Origin of the sequence: Brevibacillus sp. NRRL NRS-603, assembly GCF_003013445.1 — a bacterium.
Classification (GTDB): Bacteria; Bacillota; Bacilli; order Brevibacillales; family Brevibacillaceae; genus Brevibacillus; species Brevibacillus formosus.
The window spans coordinates 135,705-158,969 of the sequence record NZ_PXZN01000024.1; the positions used below are offsets into that span (position 1 = coordinate 135,705).

Consider the following 23,265-nt stretch of genomic DNA (forward strand, 5'->3'; position numbering starts at 1 on the left):
CTTATGGAGAACGAGAAAACCCGCCCCATTCCGTTGAAGGATGACAATTATACACATAACCTCAACCGTTCCAATGAACGTAGCCTGGATCGACGGAGTTTCATGAAAACAATGGTAGGAGCGGCCGGTCTTTTCGCGGCATCTACTCTGCCATGGGGAGCATTAGCTGCCAAGGAGCTGATGAGTTCATCCAGCAAGTCGTATCCCACACAAAAAATCGCGAATCTCAGCGATATAAAACCCGGAGATGCGATCGAGTTTGCTTATCCAGGAGAGCATGACAGCGCGTTGTTCGTATATGTAAAGGAAAAGGAATACAAGGCGTATCAAAATGCATGCACCCATCTGCGTTGTCCGGTATTTTGGGACCGAGATGAGAAAGAGCTGCTATGTCCTTGCCATCATGGGAAATTTGATGTCGCCACAGGTAAGCCGCTTGCTGGTCCCCCAAGAAGACCACTTCCGGAAATCGTGCTTCAAGAGAAAGATGGAGCCGTATACGCTGTAGGGGTGAAGAGATATGAAGAGCAGCTATAGAGGGGTCATCCTATTAGCATTGATCTTGTTCGCCAGCATTGTTTGCACCCAGTACACAGTCAATATGTATTTTGCACAGCGATATATGGAGGTGCTTTTGCTTAGCGGTGCAACGGTGGTGTTGTTCCCACTGGCATGGATGGTATTGAGAAAAGACCAGCGAGATCGGAGAGAGCAAGGGAAATAATCCGGGGAAGGAAGTGTGATCAGGTGCCATGAATCCTAGTAAGCGAACGATTGCGGAGCTTCATCAAGAGCTGCCTGCCTTAGTGGATAAAAAAATGGGGATACTCATTCAAGATTTGGCGGATGATGCCGAACCACACAGTCCGGCTCTCTTGGAAAGGCAGCTGGCAAAGTGGGAGATCACGGAGGACGAGGAGCATCTGCGACTCTATTTTAATCCCTGCCAGTTTGTTGCGATTCCCATCCAGAATGGACCGATTGTTTTTTCGCAAGAGGATGACTGTATTCGAATGGTTGCTAGGGACAATCGGGGACAGTTAGCGTATCATATTTCTTTTGGTAACTAACTTCCACACGTAGATGGAGGGATTGTAATGGGACCACCGCCTATAGGATGTATGGGGATGATGCAGGAGTTTGAAGGGAGAAGGAAGCTGTGTCCAGCTCTGGAAAAATTGAAAGAAGAGCACCTATCATTAGCTGAGCAGATGAATGAGCTCGTACATCTAGCAAATAACCTGAAATCTACTGCCGAACCTACGAAAAGAAAGAAAGGCTTAACAGAGCTTCATGAGCTGGCGTCCTCGTTTCGGTCGGAACTGGAGAAACACTCCAGACGCGAGGAAGAAGACCTGTATCCCCTGATGGCTAATTATATCGAACGGGAGATGGGACCGATTGCTGCCATGGAGGAAGAGCATGATCTTATTCATGAAAGCCTGATGTCGTTCATGCGAATCGTAGAAAAGGAGAAATCTGATCCAGTTGAAATAGAAGCTGTCCACACTCATTTGCTGAAGTCAATAGAAATACTCATGGAACATTTCTTTAAAGAAGAGAGTGTCCTGTTCCCGATGGCAGAATACGTATTGAGTGACGCAGAGAAAGAGCAGTTGCGAGTACTGTTTCAAGATTAGAAATCATGTAGCCCTCCTACTGGTAAAAGTGGGAGGGTGGCTTTATTTTCCAATTATATTCTTTTGAGGGGAAATGTGCGTGTTTCTACTGTCATTTGTCGGTTTCAATCGGATGAAACCAATCATTTACTAGTAGGGATAATTAGAGGAGGAGGGGTTCTAAGTGCCGATTGTTAAACCGTATCTAACCTCATTGAGATTTACGTCCACCATGGGTGCTGGAACTGGTACTGGCGCTACGTTTGCCATTGCGGCAACTGCATTTACCACTGACACGGGCGCTGCTGCCACAGCATTTCCTGGTACGTTTGCTTTTTACAATCTCTACATCAATGGGGTCATTCAGGCAGGTAATACTTCCACAATCACAACGACAGCGATCACGATTCCAGATGGAGATGCCGAAAACGGTGGTACACCTATAGTTGTAGAGTTTGTCGTTAACTAAGGTGAATAGGGTGGTGGCCCCAGGTGGATGGAAAGTGCTTGGGGTTCACTCCTATGTGTCAATTGGAGTGAACGATCGAAGCACTTCGAGAAAGGACGAGTGATTTCATGAGGCACTATGTCACACAGTCATACACAGTGAGGAGACAGAGTTTGCAAATCGTGCCGCCGTGCCCCCCATGCCCATGTACGCCTGGTTTAATACGAACAGAAACCTATCAGTATACAGCAATATCGGATGGAGTCAAAAACATGTATACCAACAGTGATGCTGTCATTCCATTCAGTACTTCCGGTATTCTAGACCCGAATGAAGTTTCTGTTGTGAATCTTTTCATCAATGGAATGCTTCAACCTTCCAATGTATATGTTGTCCAGCCGGGAGTTTTGATTCTCAGTGACATTCCTGTACAAGGAGTTCCTCTTATTCTTCAGTTCATCAAGATGATTGTCGCATAAATGGGAAAAGGTCATGTTATACATACATGTCATTTTCCTTCCATGCTGTGCCCTTGATGGCGTACACAGCGCACACCCAGAAGGGTAGGCGAATATCATGGCGATATCGACTGCATCTGTACAGGAGGTATTTTCCATGTATCCGAAATACCCATATTATAGTTACAAGACGACTTGCGAAGAGACTCCTCTCACGTTTCCGCCGCAGCACCAGGATCGACAACCGGGGATGGAATACTTGATGGTTCCGCGACCGATTTTCGATAATCCTGACTATATCGGGAGTGGAAAGCTTCGGGGAAAGGTAGCGATTATAACTGGTGGAGACAGCGGGATTGGCCGTGCCGTAGCGGTTGCTTTTGCGAAGGAGGGGGCAGCTGTAGCGATTCCTTATTTGGATGAGCACATCGACGCCGAGGAGACCAAGCAAGTCATCGAGTATTACGGAGGGCAATGTTTGCTGCTGCCGGGAGACTTGCGCGACGAGGCTTGGTGTCGGGAGGTAGTGCGCCAAACGATTGGCTGTTTTGGCAAATTGGATGTGCTCGTTTTGAATCAAGGCGTACAGTTTCCACAAGAAAGCATTCTCTATATAAGTCGTGAGCAACTGGAAGACACATTTCGGACCAACCTTTTCCCCTTATTCTACATCACACAAGAGGCGTTGCCGCATTTGCAGCCAGGCAGTTCCATCATTAGTACGACATCGGTTACTGCCTATGCTGGTCATCCGCAATTGGTCGATTATTCAGCAACCAAAGGGGCCATCGTCTCCTTTACCCGTTCCTTGTCCCTTCAATTGGTCAAGCAAGGCATCAGGGTGAATGCAGTTGCTCCTGGACCAATCTGGACACCGCTGCAAGTATCCAGCTATTCGGCAGAATACATCACGACTTTGGGTGTAGACACACCGATGCGTCGCGCAGGGCAGCCGTTCGAGCTGGCTCCGACCTATGTCTACCTGGCCTCGGATGATTCGGGATATGTCACAGGCCAGGTATTGCACGTCAATGGTGGGACGATGACAGAGACGTAGCAGTGAATCAAAAGTCTCTCGTTTTCGATTTCGTAGGCAAGATCGCTTGCTCTCCTTTTTCATAGAAAGCAAGTAGAGTATGGACAAAACTCAATCTCGGCACGATTATATAGACGGCCAGGGCAGACCCAATGCTGATCAGGGCACCCACAATGACATCTGCCGGATAATGAACGCCTACCAAAATGCGAGAAAGCCCGACACAAGCAGCAAGCAGCATCCAGAGTGGCCCCGTCGTCTTTCTAAAAAGCCAGTAGGTCATGCAAAAGGAAAAAAACAGGATCGTATGGTCGCTGGGAAATGAATTGTCGATTGCTTTTTGTACCAATTGATTGACGTCCGCAAGCTCGGCGAATGGCTGATTATTTGCATGAAAGCTTCCGGCTACTTTCCCGAATAGCTCGGCGATGACAAACGTAAACGTCGCGCAAATGACCATGATGCGATTCTCATGTTTTCTAGTAAACCAATACACCAAAGCACTCAACGCAAGAATAAACACCATATATTCCGCTACGAAAAAAGCCACCGGATTGAGAGCCGGATACTCTTTCCCCAAGTCATTAATCAGGCGAAAATAGTGAATGTTGATTTCCATTCCATTCATTTTTGGTGATCCCCCTTTACATGTAACAGGAGAATCTTACTCGATAACAAAGAAATGGGAAATTGATTTACCTTACGAAATATTACAGGGTTGTAAGGTTGAGTTCATAGCATCAAAAAAGAGACGGCAGAACCGTCTCTTTTTCATTGGACAAAAGGTTCATGTTATTTGTTTTTGCCAGCTGCTTTGGGGTAGATGTCTTTTTTGACAGCCTTTAATTTTCCGACACGATCCATGGTTACGTTGATGGAATGATCCGGGGAAGTATATATAACAAATATCTGTGTCTTGTTATCCTGGACAGTAGAGGAGTGGATCTGTGAGAACTTGTATTTTTCCGCGTGCTTCCCAAACAGCAGTTTGAGATGCTCCTTGCCTTTTTTGATCGCTTCCTCATCACCCAACACTTCTTTCGAAGACGGGAGTCCGTTTTGAATGTCGATGCTGATCAGCTCTCCTGTACTTGCGTTCACATGGACAACTCCGAAGTCTGGGGTAGTACCCTCTGGTGTGCTCGACATGATCACTTCCAGACGTTCGATCGGACCAGAAGTGGTGACGACATTCTCTTTTACGATGGAGGTGATGTGATAGTTCTTCAGGTCTGGGATGACTTCTTTGACGTGATTTAGAGTCCCTTTTGTTTTTTGATTCAAATCTTTTATGGAAAGCTCTTCTAACTTGGTCGCAGTTACAGTTGCTTTCGCTTTGTGGGAGGAGGCTGCTGCGGCTTCGTTGGACAGAACAGGTGTGTTTGGCAAAAGGAGTGCCGCTATCAGGGTGAATGCTAGTGCCTTACGCTTGGTCATTTTGATCATCCCCAGTATTTGTCAATTGGGTGTACATGGTTTATTACGAAAAGAGATTCGAAAAGTAACTGTAAAAATTGTGAAAAATTTATTACAAATCGACGAAAGGGAGAAAGTGTCGAAAAATAGTTTTGAAATTTTATTTCAAATCTGACAATTGATCTTGATATTTTATTTCGAGTGTCTATAATACAAAATATGTAATTGAATTACCAACGTTACGCTTGAATGTAAGCGCTTAATAATTCGTGGACGAAAAGGGGTGGTATGGTGTTGAATGGCGGGTTGCTGCGCATCCGCGAATCGTTGCACAATATCAAGCGTTCTGAACAAAACGCAGCGTATTGCATTTTAGCCAATCCGGATGAGGTGATGCGTCTTTCCATCAAGGAGCTCGCGGAAAGAAGCGAATCCAGCCAAGCTGCCATCATGCGCATGTGCAACCTCGCAGATCATAACCACGTTTTCAACAGAAGCGGATGAACGCAGTGCCGCCACTTCTGCCAAAAATTACGACATCTCCGCTGCGTACTTGCACCAGACACGCAAACCTGTTCCGGAGCAATACAAACAAGCAAATCCTCCTTAGAATACACAAACTCCTGCCTTTATCCTTTTATCCTTATCAGTCAGTAAAGAGTCCCTTGTCTTCAAAGTACGTGAGGCGTTTGGAAATATCATTAGCTATGCAAGTTTTCCACTTCATGCAATTGGGGAGGTTTTCCATGAAAAAGAGAAGGTTTCTCTCAGTACTCGGTTTGATTGGCTTAACCGCGGCATTGCTTATTTCTGGATGTAGCAGCCAGTCCTCCACACAGCAGGGGGATAAAGTCGAATTGTATATGGGCTACAGCTCTGATCCACCGACGAAGAAAAAGATGGAAGAAATTATTGCAAAATTCGAACAATCGCATCCGCACATCAAAATCAAAACGATGACGGCTCCTTATGATGACTTCTATCAAAAGCTGACGACTCAGATCGCGGCCGGGAATGCGCCTGATCTTTGGCAGAGTGACGGGACAAAAGTGTTTGGCTACGCCCAACGCGGCGCGATACTCGACATCACCGACTACGTCACGAAAGAAATCAGCAAAGAGGAGCTCAACGGTCTGGAGTTCAACAAAGACGCAGACGGGAAGTATTGGGGCGTGCCGCAGGGCATCCAAGTAGGAGCCCTTTTCTACAACAAGGATTTGTTCGACAAAGCGGGCGTACCATACCCTACGGCTGACTGGACCTGGGATGATTTGAAGGCGGCTTCCGTCAAGCTGACCCTCGATGCCAACGGGAAAAATGCAGACGATCCTGCTTTTGACAAAAAATCAGTGAAGCAGTACGGCTTCGCGTTTTTCGGCAGCTCACGCGGTGCGTTTAACATCTTGAAAGCGTATGGTGGCGGGGTATTGGACCCGACGTTGACAAAATCGATTATCAACAGCCCGGAGAACAAAAAAGCGGTCGAGTGGATGGTAGACGGCATGCAGCGCAAGCTATTCCCGAATCCGGCTGATCTAAAGGCGTTTCAAAGCAACTTCAAAGCGTTTTTGAGCGGGGCTGTGGCGATGCAAATTGATATTTACGCAGCAACAACCTCGATGAATGGTGCAGGGTTGAATTACGATGTTGCTCCCATGCCAAAAGGACCAGACGGCAAACGCTTCGCACCCGTAATTGCCAACTCATGGGTCATCAACAAAAAAGCAGAGGAAGAGAAGGTCAAGGCCGCTAAAGAATGGATCACCTACTGGACGACATCAGATGAAGCACAAAAAGAGTGGACAGCAGTAGGGGAAGCCATTCCGGTGAAAAAATCAGTGGCGAATTCCGAAATGTTCCTCAACCCAGCCACGAAGCCGGAAAACAAAAAAGTCTTCCTCGATACCTTGGAGTTCGCGGGCACGATTGATACCAACGCTGTCTTTACCGAGTGGGTGAAGGTGTTCACGGATAATCTGGCTGAGCTGTTCATGGATAAATACGGAACAGATGAATTCATTACGAAAACAGACCAAGGCATTCAAAAAGTTCTGGATGATTTCTTCAAGAAGCAGTAGTCATCTATCAGTGAGGATGTGTGCCAACCATGCTAGAGCTGCAACCCAAGCAACAGGCGAAGCCTGCTGTAAAAAAGAGAAAATGGTTGGATAGCGAGGGGAGATGGGGACTGCTCATGGTCTCCCCTTATCTCATCCACTTTCTCGTATTCGTCGTGGGAACATCGGTCGCGTCATTGTACTTCAGCTTTTCGGACTACGATATTTTAAATCCCCCTAAATGGACGGGCTTGGACAACTATGAAAAGCTGTTTGAAGACCCGCTGTTTTATCAATCGTTATGGAATACGGTCTATTTCACGATCCTGTACGTCCCGGCCAAAACGTTTTTGGCGTTGCTGTTAGCAGTAGCCCTGAATCAAAAGCTGAAGGGCCTGAAATTTTTCAGGATGGTTCACTTTTTGCCGGTCATCTCCTCGTGGACGGTGATCGCGTATGTAGCGGATGCGGTATTTAACCAGCGGATCGGTTTTGCCAATGCTTTTCTGTCCAAACTGGGCATCGCCCCGCAAAACTGGCTGATTGATGAATTCTGGGTCATTCCGGTATTGGTTCTCATCGCCATCTGGAAATCAGTGGGTTACATGATGATTATTTTTCTCGCCGGGCTGCAAGGAATTTCTTCTGACATGTACGAGGCAGCCTCGATTGATGGAGCGAACGCTTGGCAAAAGTTTTGGCGGGTGACGGTCCCGATGATTTCCGGCACGACGTTTCTGGTCGTCATCTTGAATACGATTTACTCCTTCCAAAACTTCGAGCAGATTTTTGTCATGACCGGGGGTTCTACGGAGGCAGGCTCGACAGGTGGTGCGAACAACGCCAGCCTCGTCCTGATGCTGTTCATGTTCCGTCAAGCATTCAGCTTTTTCAAAATGGGCTATGCTTCTGCTATTGCGTGGGTGTTGTTCCTTATTTTGCTTGCCATTACGCTCATCCAATTCAAGCTGCAAAAGAAATGGGTTCATTATGATTAAGAGGCAAGGAGGTAGCCATGCAAAAGCGTTTTCCTCTCAATAAAATCGTTGGATACCTGTTTGTCATAGCGAGTGCGTTGATTATGCTGGTTCCGTTTTTGACGACTGTGTTTAACTCGCTGAAAACTTACAAGCAGTACATGCAATTTCCGCCGGAATGGCTGCCCAATCCAGCCCAGTGGAGCAACTATACAACGGTATGGGAACAGGCGAATTTTAGCAGCTATACGATCAACAGTCTGATTGTCGCGATTCTTTCGGTTATCGGGGCCTTATTGTCCAGCTCGATGATTGCCTTTGCTTTTGCCAGGCTGCGCTTTCCTTTCCGCGACACGCTGTTCATGATTGTGCTTGGAACGATGATGATCCCGGGGATCGTCACGATAGTCCCGCAGTTTATTATCTTTAAAAATTTGGGACTGCTCGACACGTTGGCTCCGCTTTGGATATTGGAGTGGCTCGGACAGCCGTTTGCCATTTTTTTAATGAGGCAAGCATTCTTGAACATCCCGAAGGATTACGAGGAAGCGGCAAAGCTGGATGGCTGCAATCCGTTCCAGATTTACTGGCGGGTGTTTTTGCCGATGTGCAAGCCTTCCTTGGCTACACTGGCGGTCTTTACGTTTATGGGAAAGTGGAATGAGATTTTGGCCCCAGTCATTTATCTCATTTCGGACGAGAACTTTACGCTGCCGATCGGGATTTTGTCTTTGAGCGGTCAGTACAAGACAGAGGATCAACTGCTTGTGGCAGGGGCCTTGATTAGCTTGATCCCGATTTTGATCGTGTTTTTGTTTGCGGAGAAATATTTTGTGGAAGGCTCCAAAACTTCTGGATTGAAATAGGGCGTAAGGGAGGCAAGTATCCGGTGCAATACGTACCTTGGGACGATCAATATGCGGACGCTCTGTGCGAGCTGTGGAATCAGGAGTTGGGCGATCGCTTTCCCATGCGACCCGGGCTTATGCGGCAAAACAGCTTTGAGGATCAGAATGTAGTCAAAGCCGGGTCGTGGATTGCGATAGATGCTGTGACGCGGCGTCCTGTCGGTTTTGTCGTGGCCAAATGCTGGCAGGAAAAGCTCGACATTCAGTTGGGAAAAGGCATTGGCTGGATTCAGGTTCTGATCGTGGCTAGCGCACATCGCGGGCAAGGGGTCGGACGTGAATTGCTTGCAAGGGCAGAAAATGCGTTGCGAGAGCAGGGGGTGGAAAAGATCTTGCTCGGGCGCGATCCGTATCATTATTTCCCGGGCATACCCGATGAATCTGCGGACGTAAAAGCGTGGTTTGAGAGACAAGGGTATCACTCGGAGGATCGATTGGAGAACGATCTGTTAGGCCGGTATAGCGAACAGGCAGAGTTGGAATTGCCAGAGGTGCCGGATGGCCGCTTTCGACTGTTGACGAGGGCGGACGAGGATGCCTTTTTGGCCTTCTTGCATCGATGCTTTCCCGGGCGCTGGGAGTATGAAGCCATTCACTATTTTAAGCGAGGAGGAACCGGACGCGAATTCGTCGTGGTAGAGCTGCACGGAGAGATCGTCGGTTTTTGCCGGATCAATGATGCCGATTCTCCGTTTATTGCCCAAAACGTATACTGGGCACCATTGTTTGCAGATGGGCTGGGCGGCATCGGTCCGTTGGGCGTGGATGCGGAATATAGGGGACGGGGTTTGGGACTGGCGATTGTGGAGGCGGGCATTGTAGCTTTGCGGAATCGAGGTATCTCAAACATTGTCATCGATTGGACGACGCTGGTTGATTTCTATGCTAGGCTCGGGTATCACAGCTGGAAGCAGTATGCGAAGTACGGCAAAGTATTCTCATAAAAAGAGCAAGTCGGTAGGGAGGAGGATTCCATGCAAGCCGAACATATGACAGTAGAACAGAAGGTTGGGCAACTGCTGATGATCGGTTACCCTACGCTGGATATTCCCGAAGAAATGGAAGTATGGATTAAACAAAAACAGATTGGCAACGTGATTCTTTTTAGCCGCAACATCGGGACACCGGAGGAGACCTATCAGCGCGTACAGAAGCTCCAGAGCTGGGCGCATGAGTCTTGGCATCCCTATCCGCTGTTGATCGGGACCGATCAGGAAAATGGTGTGGTTTCCCGTCTGCAAAAAGGGGCGACGCGCTTTCCAGGAGCGATGGCTTTGGGTGCGACAGGCGATCTCGATCAAGCCAAGCGCATCTACCAGGCAACAGGTGAGGAGCTGCGTGCAGCAGGGATTTCAGTCAATTTCGCCCCGACGGTCGATGTGAACAACAATGTAGACAATCCGGTTATTGGGGTGCGGTCTTTCGGAGAAGCGCCAGAGCAGGTGGCGCGGTTTGGTGAGGCCGCCATTCAAGGCTTGCTTGCGAGTGGTGTCATTCCCGCTATCAAGCACTTCCCCGGTCATGGCGATACGAGCACCGATTCTCATGAAGCCATTCCTGTGCTCGGGCATGATCGGACGCGACTGGATCAAATCGAGTTGGTTCCATTCCAGCGCAGTATCGCGGCAGGAGTCCCCATGGTGATGGTTGGACATATCAGTTTGCCCAGTATGGATGAGTCGGGCTCTCCTGCTACGTATTCCAAGAAGATCGTGACGGGAATATTGCGTGAGTCCCTTGGCTTTGATGGTGTCGCGATTACGGATTGTATGGAGATGGCCGCCATTGCGGGTACCATCGGGGTTGCGGAAGCGGCAGTGCGTAGTGTGCAGGCTGGGATCGATCTTGTTCTGGTGTCCCACACGCATGAGGTTCAGCAAAAAACGTACGAACGACTAATTGCGGCCATTCATTCGGGGGAGCTGTCAGATAAGCGGGTCAACGAAGCCGTAAATCGCGTGCTTCAATTAAAGAAACGATTTCTTTCCTGGGAGCATTGCTTGCGAGAAAAAGGCCCTTCCTTTGACCGTGTTCAGCATGCAGACATGGCGAGAAGTGCGCTCGCCCAAGCCATAACCTTGGTGAAAAATGAACATCAGCTGCTTCCTTTACAAAGAGGCACGCAACCGCTCGGCGTGATTTTTCCGGGGATTGCCAACCTCACTTTGGCAGAGGATGGGCAAGCAGCTTCTGGCGAATTGGTCGCACCGTTGAGAAAATATCGTGAAGTTGACTACCATAGGATGTCGACGCTCAACCCGACAGAGGATGAAGTGGAGCTTGTGGCGCATGTGATGTCAGCTGCGGAGCAAATCGTCATTTTTACGTACAATGCCCATATCTTTAAAGGCCAATCGCTGCTGGTGAATCGGCTAGTTCAACAGGGGAAAAAGGTCGTGGCTGTCGCCCTGCGAAACCCGTATGATCTCTTGGTAATGCCAGAGGTCGATGCGTATCTCGCCGTTTACGACCATACGCACCATGCCATAGAGCTTGTGGCAGACATTTTGTTCGGGGAAAGAAAGGCAGTTGGACATCTTCCGGTCAGCCTGTTTCCATAGGAGAAAAAGCAGCATGGTGTGGGGGAGAAAGAGAAGATGAGTGTAGATGGGTGGGAGGTAACTGGATGAAGTTTCACCTGCGTGATTTAACAACAGAAACAAGGAATCGGAATACGGAAGAGCTGGATAAATTCTCTACGATGGAAATTGTCCAGATTATGAATGAAGAGGATAAAACAGTTGCGTTTGCCGTTGAAAAGGAGCTGGCTTCGATTGCAGCGGCTGTTGACTTAATCGCAGAATGTCTGGAAAATGGCGGAAGACTCTTTTATTTTGGAGCGGGAACGAGTGGGAGATTGGGCTTGCTCGATGCTGCTGAATGCCCCCCGACCTTTGGGACGGACCCCTTATTGGTGCAGGGAGTCATAGCAGGCGGTGAAAAAGCGATCGTTAGGGCAGTCGAAGGAGCCGAAGACGTGGAGCAGAACGGCAGGGAAGATGTGATTGCCTATGGCGTAAAGGCAGGGGATGCCGTGGTGGGAATTGCAGCGAGTGGTCGGACACCCTATGTCATCGGAGCATTGGCGGAAGCAAGAGGGCAGCAGGCCAAAATCATTTCGTTGTCCTGCAACCAGGAGGCGCAGATCAGCCAAGGTGCGGATGTGGCGATTAATGTGGTAGTCGGGCCAGAGGTAGTGACTGGATCGACTCGCTTAAAAGCAGCGACGGCGCAGAAGATGGTTCTTAATATGATTACGACCGGATGCATGGTGCGGTTAGGGAAAGTGTACAAAAATTTGATGGTCAATGTGCAGGTAACCAATGAGAAACTAAAGGAACGGGCAAAACAAATCGTGGCAGAAGCGACCAACGTCTCTGCCGACGAGGCAGACGTATTGTTGAACAAGGCAGCCGGTGACGCAAAACTGGCAATCGTGATGCAAAAGACAGGGCTGCAAGCAGAGGAAGCAAGCCGCTTGCTCACCCAGTACAAGGGCAATATTCGACGGATTTTGGAAGGGAATCACAAACAGGAATGATCAGCCTAATCCTTTTGGATGAGGCTTTTTTTGTCTTGATGCGACATGACTGGTAATGAAAATCACTTGTATGATCCATAAAATGTTCATTTGAATATCGTTGAAAAAGAGTATATGATTACATTAATTATTAGATTATAATTTTTATAATTTAAATGGACAGAGGTGATACGTATGAAAAAGGGTGATTATCATCATCTTGATCATGTGAAAGAACAGCAAACATCGAAGAAAACTTTGTGGATTACGCTCTTATTGACGTTGTTTTTTACGATCGTGGAAGTGGTGGGGGGCTTGATGTCCAATTCACTCGCGCTCCTGTCCGATTCCGCCCATATGATTTCTGACGTCTTTGCATTAGGGTTGAGTATGACTGCTATTTATATGGCGACACGTAAGCCGACTAAGAAGTACACGTTCGGATTTCTCCGTTTTGAAATCATTGCTTCGTTCTTGAATGGCTTGGCTCTTGCCGTGATTGCGATCGGGATTGTTATTGAAGGGATCAAGCGGATGATCAATCCGCAAGACGTTGATTTGCAGTTGATGCTGACCATTGCATCCATCGGCTTGGTTGTAAACATCGTGCTGACGATCGTACTTTCCCGCAGTATGAAGGAAGAAGACAATCTCAATGTAAAAAGCGCGTTATGGCACTTTATCGGAGATTTGCTCAGCTCTGTCGGTGTAATTACATCGGCGATTCTCATTTACATGACAGGCTACTACTTGTTCGACCCGTTGATCAGCTTGGTGATTGGGGGAATTATTTTTACAGGTGGTGCCAAAATCATTCGTGAGTCGCTGCTCGTGTTGATGGAATCTGTTCCAGAGCAGTTTGATCTCGAGCAAATCCGTCAGGACCTCAGTGAAGTAGAGGGTGTGGAGGATGTTCATGAGCTGCACCTGTGGTCGGTATCCACGGAGCATTACTCCCTGACAGCGCATGTGTTCGTTCGTGAAGGCATTCAGCCGTATTGTGTCATTCTGGCGATTAATCACATTTTGCAAACGAAGTACGGAATTGACCATTCGACGATTCAGATCGAGCACCCGACAATTCTGGATCACGGGGAATATGGTAAGCAGTTTTTGCTCAAGCAAGCATAAAATGACCACGAGAAAAGGCTAGTCTCCAAGCAAGCTCAGGAGAGTAGCCTTTTTTGTTTACATCCCCTTACAGAAACTGAACACAAAGGGTTAACGTCTAACATAGAAGAAGGAGGTTTTTTTATGAGAATCACAACGAAATTGCCACAGTATCATGAAAATGTACATGTCGAGTTGATGAAAAATGAATGGATACCACTAAAAGAACCACAGAGCTTGGGCAGGGCAATCCTTTTATCGATTCCTTTTATGCTGATCAATGGGCTCATTGCTTTTGGGATCATTCATATTTTTTCGCCAATAACCTTTCAGGAAATAGGACTGACATCTGACTCTCTATCCATATCCATTGACATCAATGTGATTTTCTTCTTACTCGGCTTGGTCATTTGTCATGAATGTTTGCATTTGATTTTTATCCCCAATTTCTTAAAATCAGAAAGAACATGGATGGGGCTTACCTTGTTTGGAGGGTTTGTAGCAACGGAAGAAAAGATTCCAAAATCAAGATACATACTGATTACCATCGCCCCATTCATAATTCTTTCGGTTATCTTGCCATTCCTTTTAGGTTTTTTGGGACTGCTCGCTACCGTGTTAAAATTTTTGATTTTGATAAACGCAATCGCTTCATCAGTCGATATGCTGAATCTTTTTCTGGTGATGAAGCAAGTTCCGAAACAGGCAATCTTGATCAGTAACGGACAAAAGACGTACTGGAAAGCGCTCGGAAACGATTAAAGCCAAAGAAGAAGCAACGAGCAAATTAGCATAAATACCGCATTTATCGCCATGACGGGCTTATGTTTTGCCCGAAAAAGATGGGCGTGGATAGCACCAAGCATGAGGATGGCGAACAGGGTGCAAGCGAGTGTTAGTGCTCCAGGAATCCAAAAGGAGCTAATTACGCCGATGACTCCTACCAGCTCAAGGGAGGCAATCACGTCCATAAACCAAAGGGGGTACCTGTATTCCTTCCAGTGCTGGAGCATAGATTTTGCGCGTAGAAACTTCATGAACACAGAGATGGAAAACATCAAAGCCAAAATCAGTGAAAGAATCATTATGAATGTGTTCAACGATTTGCACTCCTTTGTTCATTCGAAATCGATTGCTTAACGAGGAGTATAATGGGAGTGATCCATACAATATGTAGCCCAGCCTACAGTGAGCAGGAGGCAGTACACGGTGATCGAAAAGGAGAAGTTTTTATCCCGTATCAATTTGTTTCAGTCGTTAAGTGAAGATGAGCTGGCCCAATTGGAGCCGGCGACTCCTATGGAAGTGGTCAAAAAAGGAACGATGATTTCCTCCCCTCACCAGGAGCAGAAAAGGCTGTTTTTGATCAAGGCTGGGAAGGTTCGCCTATACAAGCTGTCGGCTGACGGCAAAGAGCTGACGATTGATTTGCTCGGCACAGGCCATGTGTTTGGCGAGGTCGGGTCGTTTACGATTAGTTCAACGAATATGTACGCTGAAGCGTGGGAAGATTCGTTGATTTGTTCGATTGATAAAGGAAAATTTGAAGAGCTGATGCTAGAGAAGCCGAGGCTTGCCTTGCATTTTATCGAGATTGTTTCAAATCGCTTACGAGAGGTAGAAGAAATGATGGAGCTCATGGCGTATGGAAGTGTGCGACAGCGTCTTGTATATTTGCTCGGCAGGCTGTGTGAAAAATACGGAGGGGAGCGCCAGGCTGACGCACCAGAATGGATCGAGCTGGCAGTGAACCTGACGCATCAGGAGCTGGCGACGATGATGGGGTGTATTCGTGAAACTGTAACAGAGACGCTCCATGAGCTAACTGCAGAAGGCATCGTGAAGAAGACAGGACTGCGTAAGCCGTTATGGGTGCATCGGGAGCGATTGAGGGAAGCGCTGGCCCCTCATTCATTCACAAATGTATTCTTCACTCGCTCGGACAAGCGGAAATAGGGAACCCAGATCATTGCGGTGATGCAAGTATGAAGCAAGCTTAGTCCAGATTGCTTGACATACTGACTTGTGTCTCCGAAAAGATTGTCAAAGCTCGCCCAAGCCAACAAATCGATCATGTTCAAGATGAGATAAAAAAGAATCAGGCCAACAAATAAATGCGGAGCACGTTTCTTTTTCCGGAAATAAAAAACGAGAAGGGTCAGTGAAAATGCGAGTAATCCTACCTCTAACAAAATGTTACCGTAGTAGTACAAAGTGATCGACATGCTTTGCTCCATAAACGGTTGGAGTCCCTCAATTTCTTCAGCATAATCTTGAAAAATGCGGATAACGAGTGCAAATAAGGAAAGTGGGCTGAGAACGACCATAATGGTCGGCCAGATTAACCAGCCCCCAATCCTTTTGGCTTCCTTACAGTTGCTTCAACTTGGACATTCATTTAATGTTTTCTTACCTCTCTGTTCGTAATGTTATGGATACCAGATAATGGTATAGAATCAAAGGGGTAAGGTCAATTGTGAAAAAAAGTCACATAACAAACGCCAAGCAGAAGGGGAGAAAAGCATGAACCAAATCCGTTACCATCGCAGAAAATACACGCAGGGTCATACACCAATCGAAAGGCTGGAGCGCTTGTCCAAGGAGTTAGGCGGACCGAGTATTTCTATCAAGCGAGACGACATGCTTGGCTTGACAGCAGGGGGAAACAAGACGCGAAAGCTGGAGTATTTGGTGGCGGAGGCAATTGAGCAAGGGGCGGATACGTTGATTACATGCGGAGCTGTCCAATCCAATCACTGCCGGTTGACTCTGGCGGCGGCAGTTCGCGAAGGTCTGCACTGCCAGCTCGTGCTGTCTGCGCCTGAGACGGGCGACTACCAACCGCAAGCGAGCGGCAATCATCTGTTGTTCCACTTGCTCGGAGCAGAAAAAATCGAGGTCATTCCCGCAGAGGCAGATTTGCTTGCTGCTATGGAAGAGCTCGGTGAAGGTCTGCGAAAACAGGGCAGAAAACCATATCTGATCCCTGTAGGAGGCTCCAACGAAGTCGGGTCCTTGGGGTACATGGCGTGTGCGGAAGAAATCGAGCAGCAGGCTTGGGAAACGACGACACCGTACGATTATGTCGTGACGGCAACGGGAAGTGGTGGTACGCAAGCCGGTCTGCTTGCCGGTTTTATGGCGCGCCAGTCCAACACAAAAGTAATCGGGATCAATGTCAGCCGCGATCGGGCTGCACAAGAAGCAAAGGTGATGGGGTTACTGCGCAGTTCGGCTGCACTGATCGGTTTGCAAGGGGACATACGAGCAGAAGCTGTGCTTTGCGACGACAGATTTGTCGGGCCAGGCTATGCAATTCCGACGGATGGTATGATCGAGGCCGTTCAATTGGTCGCTCGGACAGAGGGAATTTTGCTAGATCCAGTCTATACGGGTAAGGCAATGGCAGGCTTGATCGGCTTGATTCGCGAAGGGCGTTTTAACAAGAGTGATCACGTATTGTTCCTGCATACGGGTGGTGCCCCAGCGCTGTATACCGTTCCGCAGCTGTTTTTGCCATCCAAATAACGTAGCAGGCAGCGGTAGTCTAGGATGTACTTTCACGTCCATAGCTACCGCTGTCTTTTTATAGGAAAGCTGACAGACTTAGTGCTTCATAGTGCCTTGGTCTGCCACAGCATCGGTGGTGTCTACCTGCTGGATCAGCATACGCATGGAAAAGACGATTCCTAGTGTGGCCGTTACCAAAAGACCTGCCAATACAAGGTAACCGACTGATGCGCCTGTTGAATCTAGCATGAGAGTAAATAGAGCGAGTAATAACAGCCGCATGCATGTACCAATCGACCGAAAAAAGCTCAGGACCCTGCCTATAAAACGATTAGGTAGCAGTTCCATATAGATGGTCTGTCGGATCAGTCTGGTTGATACATTGCACCAGCCCATAAACGCAGAGAGCAACACAAAAACCGAGCCCACTGGGATCACAACGGTCATTACAAGAGCAATCGCCATCAAGATGTAATTCCCTACCATATAAGGAAAAGCACCGATTTTTCCACGAAACCAGGTAAGAAGAAATCCCGCCAGCACTGCACCGATGGAATACGTAACCTCTCCCATGGAATAGATCGCCACATCTTCCCCCAAAACTTGGCTAACAAAGATAGGGTTAAGCAGGTTCGTCAGCATAACGGCGAGGAATGGTATCAACGCAGCAATTCCGAATACGATAAACCCTCGTTTTTCTTTGATATAGACCCAGCTTTGCTGAAATTGTGACACCCAGGATGCTCGGAGGTCCTTTTCTACTTGTTTTTCTTGTGTAAATACATAATCGATTCCGGTTAAGGAGAGAAAAGCGATCAGATAGGTCAAAGTGTTAAGGATCAGCACTATATGTAATCCGTATTTCCCCAATAGAAAACCTGCGAAAGCACCTGCGAGGACCAAAGCGGTCTGGTTTTGAATTTCCATGGTAGAATTGATCACATTGTAGTGCTTTTGCTCAAAGGTTTCCTGTATGAAGGCTGACTGTGCAGGTTCGTGAACCTGAAACATGAACATCGACGCCAAAAAAATGAGTACCATCATCCACTCTTGATAAGTCCCCCAAAATCCCCAAGCTGTTACAAGAGCAAGCACCGTGAAGCCTCCTAGCTGTTCCAGCTGTAGAATGGCCTTGCGGGAAAAGCGGTCAATCAATGTCCCTAAATAAGGTCCGATGAACAGTGTCATTATCGAGGAGAGAAGCATGGTGGAACCAAGTAGGCTGGCTGAGCCTGTGGATTCTACCAAATACCAAGATATCCCGATCATGGTCATCCCCTGGCCAAAGCCTGAAAACAAATTGGAAAGAAACAGCCTGCGAAAATTGCGATTGCGAAAAATCTCGTTCACTCTCGTCACTCCCTTTTCCATAATAGGGCAGATGAGCAGCCCCTATTACAAACATAAAGGAGCCTGATTATTCACGAGGGTCGCCCTTCATCAATAATCAGGCTCCGGGAAGTGCCGAGAGCTCTCTTATGAAATCTTATACCATAAATCGTATCACTTTTTTCTTAAGTCAGCAATATGGAGAACCAAGCGTTACTTCTCCAAGATACCTAAATATTCCCGCCAGGGTCCAACATCCGCTGTGTATCTTTTGGCGATGACCCGTACGATTTGCGCCGAATGCGTTAAATCGTGAACAACCCACGTTGAGAGCAATTCCCGCATTTTTACGACCCCAAAAGCGGGATGGAGTCCGGTTAATTCCAGATGCTTTTCCGGTTCCACGAGCGTTCGCAGCTTGGCGATATTTTGGGCACGAAGCGTTTTGAATTCCAGCAGCTTTTGCTCGAACGATCTAACCGAGGTTTCCTGTAAGTGAGCGAAACGATCAAATGGAGGAAACGGTTTCCTCTCTCCCTCCTGAAGAATGATCTCCAGACGTGGGAGCCAATTCGTTTTCTCTGCCTCAATTAGGTGTTCAATCACCTCAATAGCATGCCAGGTGCCGTCGCCTTCGTTGTGCTGCAACCACCCATCCGATAAGCCCGTTAACAAGGATTCCAATGCTTGTGGCGTACGCTCTAGAATCTCAATCGCTTCATCCAGATTAAAATTCATGGTACGACTCCTTTCGGTATGGAATCCGGAGTTATTCGCCTTTTACCAATGTCATCCCTTCCCATTTGTTTGGAGAAGGGTGAATTTGTTTGTGTGAATCTGTATAGAATGGTCGTAAGCAAAGGCTCGTCTGAATAGAAGCGCAGAGGTTGATAGAGGGAAAAAGAAATGGCTAGAGATCACAGATCATGTCTGGATCTTTAGCCGTTTTTTGCTCTTCGGAATCGAAAATAAACATACAGCTGCTGGCTTTCATTGGCAAAAAAAAGAACCTGTGACATACTGGAGCTATCACGGTCATCGGAGGAAATCAACATGGTAGATGTGGTTGCATGTGGAGAGCTATTGATTGATTTTACACCTGTAAAGCAGAAGGAAAAGCCGGGCAGCATTGCATTTGAACAAAACCCTGGAGGAGCGCCTGCCAATGTACTTGCCGCCCTGTCGCGCTTCGGGAAGCGTACCTCCTTTATCGGTTCGGTGGGAAACGATGTGTTTGGGCGTTTTTTGCAACACACCTTGATCCGACAGAATATTGGCACAGAAGGACTGGTACTGACGGAGGAAGCACCTACGACATTGGCTTTTGTCCATCTCGATGAGACAGGTGATCGTTCGTTTCACTTTTACCGCAATCCGGGTGCAGACATTATGCTGCGGGAGCAAGACGTGAACGAGGCGCTGATTGCACAGGCAGCTATTTTTCATTTCGGTACATTGTCCTTGACGCACGAGCCAGCCAGATCAGCGACCTGGAAAGCCGTCGAGTACGCGAAAAAGCATCAGCGGCTCCTTTCATTTGACCCGAATATTCGAGCGTCCTTATGGGGGGATTTGGAGGAAGCGAAGGCTATGGCCCTCAAAGGAATGGTGGAGGCCGATATCGTCAAGCTGTCCGAAGAAGAGGTGGCTTTTCTCGTGGGGAGAGAGGATGTCGTGGAAGCGACAGCGTGGATGCTTGCGCAATATGATCTGCAAGCTGTTTTTGTCACGTTGGGGGAAAAGGGATGCTTTTACCGCACACGAAATCAATTCGGTACAGTCGGTGGCTTTCAAGTAACCGCGATCGATACGACTGGCGCGGGAGACGCGTTTGTGGGCGCGCTGCTCTATCAGCTTCTTGAGGGGCGGGAAAGCATGCTGGATATTCCACAAGCCACGTTAGAGGACATGGTGCGGTTTGCTAATGCCGCGGGTGCACTCACGACAACAAGATCAGGTGCCATTCCCGCCATGCCTACGCTCTCTGAGGTCAAAAGCTTCATGGAAGCAGCACGGTAGGAGGGAAGAGTCATGATTTTTGTGGAAGTCATCCTGCCTGTCCTGCTCATTTTTCTTAGCGGCTACATTTTGCAGCGCATTTTCAAAATGGATTTGAAGCCGATTTCTTCCCTGGCGATTTACATCTTGTCAACGGCGCTTGTCTTTCGTACGTTTTACAAGACACAGCTCGACTTGCAATTATTTTATATCGTCGTGATTTCGCTGCTTTTGCTGGCTGCTCTCGTTGTGATCACGCAATTGACGGCACGCCTGTTCAAATACGACAAGCAGCAGGAAAGCGCACTGATGCTCGCGACCGCCTTCATGAACAGTGGCAACTACGGGACGCCAATTATTTTGTTCGCCTTCGGAGAGGCTGGCTTTACGTATGCGGTGCAAATCATGGTTCTCCACTCGATCATGATGGGCGTATTCGGCGTGTATTTTGCCTCCCGAGGCGGCAATGGGATGGGGACGGCTATCAAGGCAATCTTCAAGCAGCCGTCCAATTACGCTGTGGTTCTCGCGATTTTGCTGCAACAGCTACAAATCGTCATCCCGCAAAGCTACTACCAGGCGATTGATCTCGTTGCACAGGCGGCGATTCCAGTTGTGATGCTCATCTTGGGCATGCAGCTCGCCAATGTATCTGCCAAAGCGCTAGAGTGGCAGGGGCTCAGTGCCGCGAGTGTCATTCGGCTGGTGGCATCACCACTTTTGGCATACCTCATCTGTCTGTTATTCCCAATTGATCCGCTTCTGCAAAAGGTGGTGGTCGTTCTGGCAGCCATGCCTTCTGCCGCAACTACTGCGATCTATGCAATCCAATTCAACTTGCGACCACAATTCGTCTCCAGCAGCGTGTTGGTTACGACGGTTATCAGTATTGGTACATTAACGTTTTTGCTGAACATTTTGCACTAGTCCTGATGTAGACAAGGGAGGAAGAAAACTTGTACAAGACAGAAGTATTGCGGCTTTTTGACAAAGAGATGAGGGTGGAAATCACCTATCCGCCACTCCGGCGGGAGGAGACAGATCACCTTGTTCGCCATGTCTCACCGACCCCGGATGATTCAGGAGTCGTCTTGTTTTCCAGGCTAACTGAAGAAAATGCAGAGGAAGTGATCAAGCAGGAACTTGCTTATTTCTCAAGTCTACAGCAATCCTTTGAGTGGAAGCTGTTTGATTATGACCAACCGGCTAATTTGCTTGAGAGGCTGAAAGGTCATGGTTTTACAGTTGATGAGGAGGAGGCGCTGCTTGTGTTGGAGGTAGCGCAGGCAGAGGAGTTGCGAAGCCTTGTCATTCCCCCAGAGATACGGCAAATCACCGACTCAGCGGGCATTGATGATATCATGCAGTTGAAGGAGCAGCTGTGGGGCAGTGTGAACGCCGAGCTTGCTGCGAGATTAAAACGGGATTTGGCGGAAGATCCTGAGCACCTGCTCGTGTATGCTGCTTACAGTGGCGATCAGGCAGTGAGTGCAGCTTGGATGTACTTGCATGAGGATACGTCCTTTGGCAGTTTGTGGGGAGGCTCTACTTTGCCTGAATTCCGAAACAAAGGCTATTATACGGCACTCGTGGCAGTACGGGTACAAGCAGCACAGGAACGCGGGTATCCGCTGTTGATGGTGGATGCGAGTCCGATGAGTCGACCGATTTTGGAGAAAAAAGGCTTTGAATTTCTCGCCTATTCTTATCATTGTTTTTATGAGTATAAATAGTATCGTATCGTGAAAATGGAAGCTGCCCAATGCTCTGAGGGGCAGCTTTTGTAGTTGCAGATCGTCGCCTGTGTAACTATTATGAGAATAAGAATCATTTGCAAATTTATCCTACATATGATTAGGCAGGGAGAAGGTCATGGAGCAAGCATCTGTACATTCCATATACGATAGCTATATCAATGCATTGCCCTCTACTAAAAGTGATCGCATTGTGTCCGAAGCAAATCGGTATACACTCACGAATAGTGATGGCTACCTTCGGAGAGTGATTCCTCGACCGGGATTGGAGCTGGTCGAATCCAGCTATTCCCTTCAGGAAAACCGAGTCATGAATTTACAGTCGCAGGCAGCCATGGTTGAGCTCAGCTTTTGTCTGGAGGGGAGCGGGGAGTTCGTCGTTTCGGGAAGTCAGCACGAGTTTTTGCCTGGGAGCTGCTCCCTTCAATTGATGAACGACTTTCATGCGAATTTTATGTACCGGGCGGATGTTCCCCACCGCTCTGTCGGCATTGGTATATCCGTAGAGCAATTTAATGAATGGGTGGCTGACAGCGATGTGGGAGCAGCGTATTCATTTCAAGGGCTGCTTGGCAATCAAGCCTATCGTTTGTTCCGGATGCCGTTGCAACCGAATATGGCTCGGATGCTCCAGCAGTTGAACGATTTTTCATCCTCCCATCAGAAGCTGCGGAGATTGCATACAGAAGGCAAGATTCTGGAGATAGTGTCGTCGGCGCTGGATACGTTTTTATTCGAGCGGGAAGAGAATCGACCGAGGACACAGCTATCTCGGAGTGATCGGGAAAAGATTCACAACGCCCGCGACATTCTACTCGAAAATATGGAGTCTCCGCCTTCTCTGATCGAACTGGCGCGTTTGGCGCAGCTCAATGAATACAAGCTAAAGATTGGCTTCAAAGAAGAGTTCGGGACAAGTGTATTTGCCTATTTGCGGGAAAGGCGTTTGGAAAAAGCGCTTGGACTGCTGCGGGAGGGCAATCTGAATGTCAGTGAGGTTGCCCTCATCGTCGGATTCTCCAACTTCAGTCATTTCTCCGAGGCGTTTCGCAAGCAGTATGGACTCAATCCTTCCGAAGTGAAGCGGGGTAGGTTTTGCTAGTTTTACCAATCCACTAAACCGGC

The 23,265-nt window shown here is 47.9% G+C and carries 28 protein-coding genes; 22 read left to right on the top strand and 6 right to left on the bottom strand.

The window, feature by feature from the left end:
- Positions 1–3: 3 nt before the first annotated feature.
- From C7R94_RS19820 to C7R94_RS19850, 7 genes are all read left to right on the top strand, one after another.
- A complete protein-coding gene (locus C7R94_RS19820; protein ID WP_106783932.1) occupies positions 4–537 on the top strand; it encodes a Rieske 2Fe-2S domain-containing protein in 534 nt (177 codons plus the stop codon).
- Complete coding sequence (locus C7R94_RS19825; RefSeq protein WP_048034491.1) at positions 521–724, top strand: hypothetical protein; 204 nt, start codon at positions 521–523, stop codon at positions 722–724. The genes C7R94_RS19820 and C7R94_RS19825 overlap by 17 nt, the downstream gene beginning before the upstream one ends.
- Before the next feature lie 28 nt (positions 725–752).
- Positions 753–1,070 carry a hypothetical protein gene (locus C7R94_RS19830; RefSeq protein ID WP_106783935.1) on the top strand — a complete coding sequence of 106 codons (318 nt, stop codon included), beginning with the start codon at positions 753–755 and terminating at the stop codon, positions 1,068–1,070.
- 57 nt (positions 1,071–1,127) lie between these two features.
- On the top strand, positions 1,128–1,640 hold the full coding sequence (locus C7R94_RS19835; protein WP_233220614.1) for a hemerythrin domain-containing protein: 513 nt from the start codon (positions 1,128–1,130) through the stop codon (positions 1,638–1,640).
- A 163-nt stretch (positions 1,641–1,803) separates the two neighbouring features.
- Entirely contained in the window at positions 1,804–2,088 is a 285-nt protein-coding gene (locus C7R94_RS19840) for a DUF4183 domain-containing protein (protein ID WP_047074272.1), read from the top strand.
- Between the two features lie 107 nt (positions 2,089–2,195).
- Positions 2,196–2,546: a DUF4183 domain-containing protein gene (locus C7R94_RS30860; RefSeq protein ID WP_106783940.1), complete on the top strand. Its 351-nt coding sequence runs from the start codon at positions 2,196–2,198 to the stop codon at positions 2,544–2,546.
- A gap of 136 nt (positions 2,547–2,682) precedes the next feature.
- A complete protein-coding gene (locus C7R94_RS19850) occupies positions 2,683–3,582 on the top strand; it encodes an SDR family oxidoreductase (protein WP_106783942.1) in 900 nt (299 codons plus the stop codon).
- A gap of 7 nt (positions 3,583–3,589) precedes the next feature.
- Here C7R94_RS19850 and C7R94_RS19855 read toward each other — a convergent pair whose 3' ends face one another.
- Together C7R94_RS19855 and C7R94_RS19860 are read right to left on the bottom strand one after the other, a co-directional pair.
- Positions 3,590–4,189, bottom strand: coding sequence for an undecaprenyl-diphosphatase (locus C7R94_RS19855; protein ID WP_106783945.1), 600 nt, complete (start codon positions 4,187–4,189; stop codon positions 3,590–3,592).
- Between the two features lie 164 nt (positions 4,190–4,353).
- Positions 4,354–4,998, bottom strand: coding sequence for a hypothetical protein (locus tag C7R94_RS19860; protein WP_106783948.1), 645 nt, complete (start codon positions 4,996–4,998; stop codon positions 4,354–4,356).
- A 273-nt stretch (positions 4,999–5,271) separates the two neighbouring features.
- On the opposite strand from C7R94_RS19860, the gene C7R94_RS19865 reads away from it, so the two are divergent.
- From C7R94_RS19865 to C7R94_RS19905, 9 genes are all read left to right on the top strand, one after another.
- The gene (locus C7R94_RS19865; protein ID WP_233220616.1) at positions 5,272–5,481 is read left to right on the top strand and encodes a hypothetical protein; all 210 of its coding nucleotides are present in this window, start codon (positions 5,272–5,274) and stop codon (positions 5,479–5,481) included.
- A gap of 242 nt (positions 5,482–5,723) precedes the next feature.
- Entirely contained in the window at positions 5,724–7,055 is a 1,332-nt protein-coding gene (locus tag C7R94_RS19870) for an ABC transporter substrate-binding protein (protein ID WP_106783950.1), read from the top strand.
- A gap of 29 nt (positions 7,056–7,084) precedes the next feature.
- Positions 7,085–8,032, top strand: coding sequence for a carbohydrate ABC transporter permease (locus C7R94_RS19875; RefSeq protein WP_106783953.1), 948 nt, complete (start codon positions 7,085–7,087; stop codon positions 8,030–8,032).
- 17 nt (positions 8,033–8,049) lie between these two features.
- Positions 8,050–8,877 (top strand): carbohydrate ABC transporter permease, encoded by an 828-nt coding sequence (locus tag C7R94_RS19880; RefSeq protein ID WP_048034482.1) that lies wholly within the window; start codon positions 8,050–8,052, stop codon positions 8,875–8,877.
- Between the two features lie 23 nt (positions 8,878–8,900).
- Entirely contained in the window at positions 8,901–9,863 is a 963-nt protein-coding gene (locus C7R94_RS19885) for a GNAT family N-acetyltransferase (protein WP_106783955.1), read from the top strand.
- Between the two features lie 30 nt (positions 9,864–9,893).
- On the top strand, positions 9,894–11,480 hold the full coding sequence (locus tag C7R94_RS19890) for a glycoside hydrolase family 3 protein (RefSeq protein WP_106783957.1): 1,587 nt from the start codon (positions 9,894–9,896) through the stop codon (positions 11,478–11,480).
- Between the two features lie 65 nt (positions 11,481–11,545).
- Complete coding sequence (murQ, locus tag C7R94_RS19895) at positions 11,546–12,460, top strand: N-acetylmuramic acid 6-phosphate etherase (RefSeq protein WP_106783959.1); 915 nt, start codon at positions 11,546–11,548, stop codon at positions 12,458–12,460.
- A 174-nt stretch (positions 12,461–12,634) separates the two neighbouring features.
- Positions 12,635–13,570, top strand: coding sequence for a cation diffusion facilitator family transporter (locus C7R94_RS19900; RefSeq protein ID WP_106783962.1), 936 nt, complete (start codon positions 12,635–12,637; stop codon positions 13,568–13,570).
- 123 nt (positions 13,571–13,693) lie between these two features.
- A complete protein-coding gene (locus C7R94_RS19905) occupies positions 13,694–14,311 on the top strand; it encodes a DUF3267 domain-containing protein (protein WP_106783964.1) in 618 nt (205 codons plus the stop codon).
- On the opposite strand, the gene C7R94_RS19910 is transcribed toward C7R94_RS19905, so the two are convergent.
- Positions 14,308–14,649, bottom strand: coding sequence for a DoxX family protein (locus tag C7R94_RS19910; protein ID WP_106783966.1), 342 nt, complete (start codon positions 14,647–14,649; stop codon positions 14,308–14,310). The two genes, C7R94_RS19905 and C7R94_RS19910, sit on opposite strands and share 4 nt — an antisense overlap.
- Before the next feature lie 109 nt (positions 14,650–14,758).
- On the opposite strand from C7R94_RS19910, the gene C7R94_RS19915 reads away from it, so the two are divergent.
- Entirely contained in the window at positions 14,759–15,505 is a 747-nt protein-coding gene (locus tag C7R94_RS19915; protein ID WP_106783969.1) for a Crp/Fnr family transcriptional regulator, read from the top strand.
- Here the strand turns inward: C7R94_RS19915 and C7R94_RS19920 are convergent.
- Positions 15,457–15,876, bottom strand: a complete 420-nt coding sequence (locus tag C7R94_RS19920) for a DUF2569 domain-containing protein (protein ID WP_233220617.1) — start codon at positions 15,874–15,876, stop codon at positions 15,457–15,459. The genes C7R94_RS19915 and C7R94_RS19920 overlap by 49 nt on opposite strands.
- Positions 15,877–16,072: 196 nt before the next feature.
- Between C7R94_RS19920 and cuyA the strand changes: the two genes are divergently transcribed.
- Complete coding sequence (cuyA, locus tag C7R94_RS19925) at positions 16,073–17,077, top strand: D-cysteate sulfo-lyase (RefSeq protein WP_106783971.1); 1,005 nt, start codon at positions 16,073–16,075, stop codon at positions 17,075–17,077.
- 78 nt (positions 17,078–17,155) lie between these two features.
- Here cuyA and C7R94_RS19930 read toward each other — a convergent pair whose 3' ends face one another.
- Together C7R94_RS19930 and C7R94_RS19935 are read right to left on the bottom strand one after the other, a co-directional pair.
- Positions 17,156–18,409 (bottom strand): MFS transporter, encoded by a 1,254-nt coding sequence (locus C7R94_RS19930; RefSeq protein ID WP_106783973.1) that lies wholly within the window; start codon positions 18,407–18,409, stop codon positions 17,156–17,158.
- 192 nt (positions 18,410–18,601) lie between these two features.
- A complete protein-coding gene (locus C7R94_RS19935) occupies positions 18,602–19,126 on the bottom strand; it encodes a DinB family protein (RefSeq protein ID WP_106783975.1) in 525 nt (174 codons plus the stop codon).
- Positions 19,127–19,441: 315 nt separating this feature from the next.
- On the opposite strand from C7R94_RS19935, the gene C7R94_RS19940 reads away from it, so the two are divergent.
- From C7R94_RS19940 to C7R94_RS19955, 4 genes are all read left to right on the top strand, one after another.
- Positions 19,442–20,407 carry a PfkB family carbohydrate kinase gene (locus C7R94_RS19940; protein WP_106783977.1) on the top strand — a complete coding sequence of 322 codons (966 nt, stop codon included), beginning with the start codon at positions 19,442–19,444 and terminating at the stop codon, positions 20,405–20,407.
- Positions 20,408–20,419: 12 nt separating this feature from the next.
- Complete coding sequence (locus C7R94_RS19945) at positions 20,420–21,313, top strand: AEC family transporter (protein WP_106783979.1); 894 nt, start codon at positions 20,420–20,422, stop codon at positions 21,311–21,313.
- A gap of 29 nt (positions 21,314–21,342) precedes the next feature.
- Positions 21,343–22,119 (top strand): GNAT family N-acetyltransferase, encoded by a 777-nt coding sequence (locus tag C7R94_RS19950; RefSeq protein ID WP_106783981.1) that lies wholly within the window; start codon positions 21,343–21,345, stop codon positions 22,117–22,119.
- Between the two features lie 139 nt (positions 22,120–22,258).
- Positions 22,259–23,242, top strand: coding sequence for a helix-turn-helix transcriptional regulator (locus C7R94_RS19955; RefSeq protein ID WP_106783983.1), 984 nt, complete (start codon positions 22,259–22,261; stop codon positions 23,240–23,242).
- Positions 23,243–23,265 lie beyond the last annotated feature (23 nt).

What these genes read in the sequence shown, in the direction of transcription:
- C7R94_RS19820 (WP_106783932.1), top strand. Translation starts at nt 4, where the DNA reads ATGGAGAACGAGAAAACCCGCCCCATTCCGTTGAAGGATGACAATTAT.
- C7R94_RS19825 (WP_048034491.1), top strand. Translation starts at nt 521, where the DNA reads ATGAAGAGCAGCTATAGAGGGGTCATCCTATTAGCATTGATCTTGTTC.
- C7R94_RS19830 (WP_106783935.1), top strand. Translation starts at nt 753, where the DNA reads ATGAATCCTAGTAAGCGAACGATTGCGGAGCTTCATCAAGAGCTGCCT.
- C7R94_RS19835 (WP_233220614.1), top strand. Translation starts at nt 1,128, where the DNA reads ATGATGCAGGAGTTTGAAGGGAGAAGGAAGCTGTGTCCAGCTCTGGAA.
- C7R94_RS30860 (WP_106783940.1), top strand. Translation starts at nt 2,196, where the DNA reads ATGAGGCACTATGTCACACAGTCATACACAGTGAGGAGACAGAGTTTG.
- C7R94_RS19850 (WP_106783942.1), top strand. Translation starts at nt 2,683, where the DNA reads ATGTATCCGAAATACCCATATTATAGTTACAAGACGACTTGCGAAGAG.
- C7R94_RS19855 (WP_106783945.1), bottom strand. Translation starts at nt 4,189, where the DNA reads ATGAATGGAATGGAAATCAACATTCACTATTTTCGCCTGATTAATGAC.
- C7R94_RS19860 (WP_106783948.1), bottom strand. Translation starts at nt 4,998, where the DNA reads ATGACCAAGCGTAAGGCACTAGCATTCACCCTGATAGCGGCACTCCTT.
- C7R94_RS19870 (WP_106783950.1), top strand. Translation starts at nt 5,724, where the DNA reads ATGAAAAAGAGAAGGTTTCTCTCAGTACTCGGTTTGATTGGCTTAACC.
- C7R94_RS19875 (WP_106783953.1), top strand. Translation starts at nt 7,085, where the DNA reads ATGCTAGAGCTGCAACCCAAGCAACAGGCGAAGCCTGCTGTAAAAAAG.
- C7R94_RS19880 (WP_048034482.1), top strand. Translation starts at nt 8,050, where the DNA reads ATGCAAAAGCGTTTTCCTCTCAATAAAATCGTTGGATACCTGTTTGTC.
- C7R94_RS19890 (WP_106783957.1), top strand. Translation starts at nt 9,894, where the DNA reads ATGCAAGCCGAACATATGACAGTAGAACAGAAGGTTGGGCAACTGCTG.
- murQ (WP_106783959.1), top strand. Translation starts at nt 11,546, where the DNA reads ATGAAGTTTCACCTGCGTGATTTAACAACAGAAACAAGGAATCGGAAT.
- C7R94_RS19900 (WP_106783962.1), top strand. Translation starts at nt 12,635, where the DNA reads ATGAAAAAGGGTGATTATCATCATCTTGATCATGTGAAAGAACAGCAA.
- C7R94_RS19905 (WP_106783964.1), top strand. Translation starts at nt 13,694, where the DNA reads ATGAGAATCACAACGAAATTGCCACAGTATCATGAAAATGTACATGTC.
- C7R94_RS19920 (WP_233220617.1), bottom strand. Translation starts at nt 15,876, where the DNA reads ATGGTCGTTCTCAGCCCACTTTCCTTATTTGCACTCGTTATCCGCATT.
- cuyA (WP_106783971.1), top strand. Translation starts at nt 16,073, where the DNA reads ATGAACCAAATCCGTTACCATCGCAGAAAATACACGCAGGGTCATACA.
- C7R94_RS19935 (WP_106783975.1), bottom strand. Translation starts at nt 19,126, where the DNA reads ATGAATTTTAATCTGGATGAAGCGATTGAGATTCTAGAGCGTACGCCA.
- C7R94_RS19940 (WP_106783977.1), top strand. Translation starts at nt 19,442, where the DNA reads ATGGTAGATGTGGTTGCATGTGGAGAGCTATTGATTGATTTTACACCT.
- C7R94_RS19945 (WP_106783979.1), top strand. Translation starts at nt 20,420, where the DNA reads ATGATTTTTGTGGAAGTCATCCTGCCTGTCCTGCTCATTTTTCTTAGC.
- C7R94_RS19955 (WP_106783983.1), top strand. Translation starts at nt 22,259, where the DNA reads ATGGAGCAAGCATCTGTACATTCCATATACGATAGCTATATCAATGCA.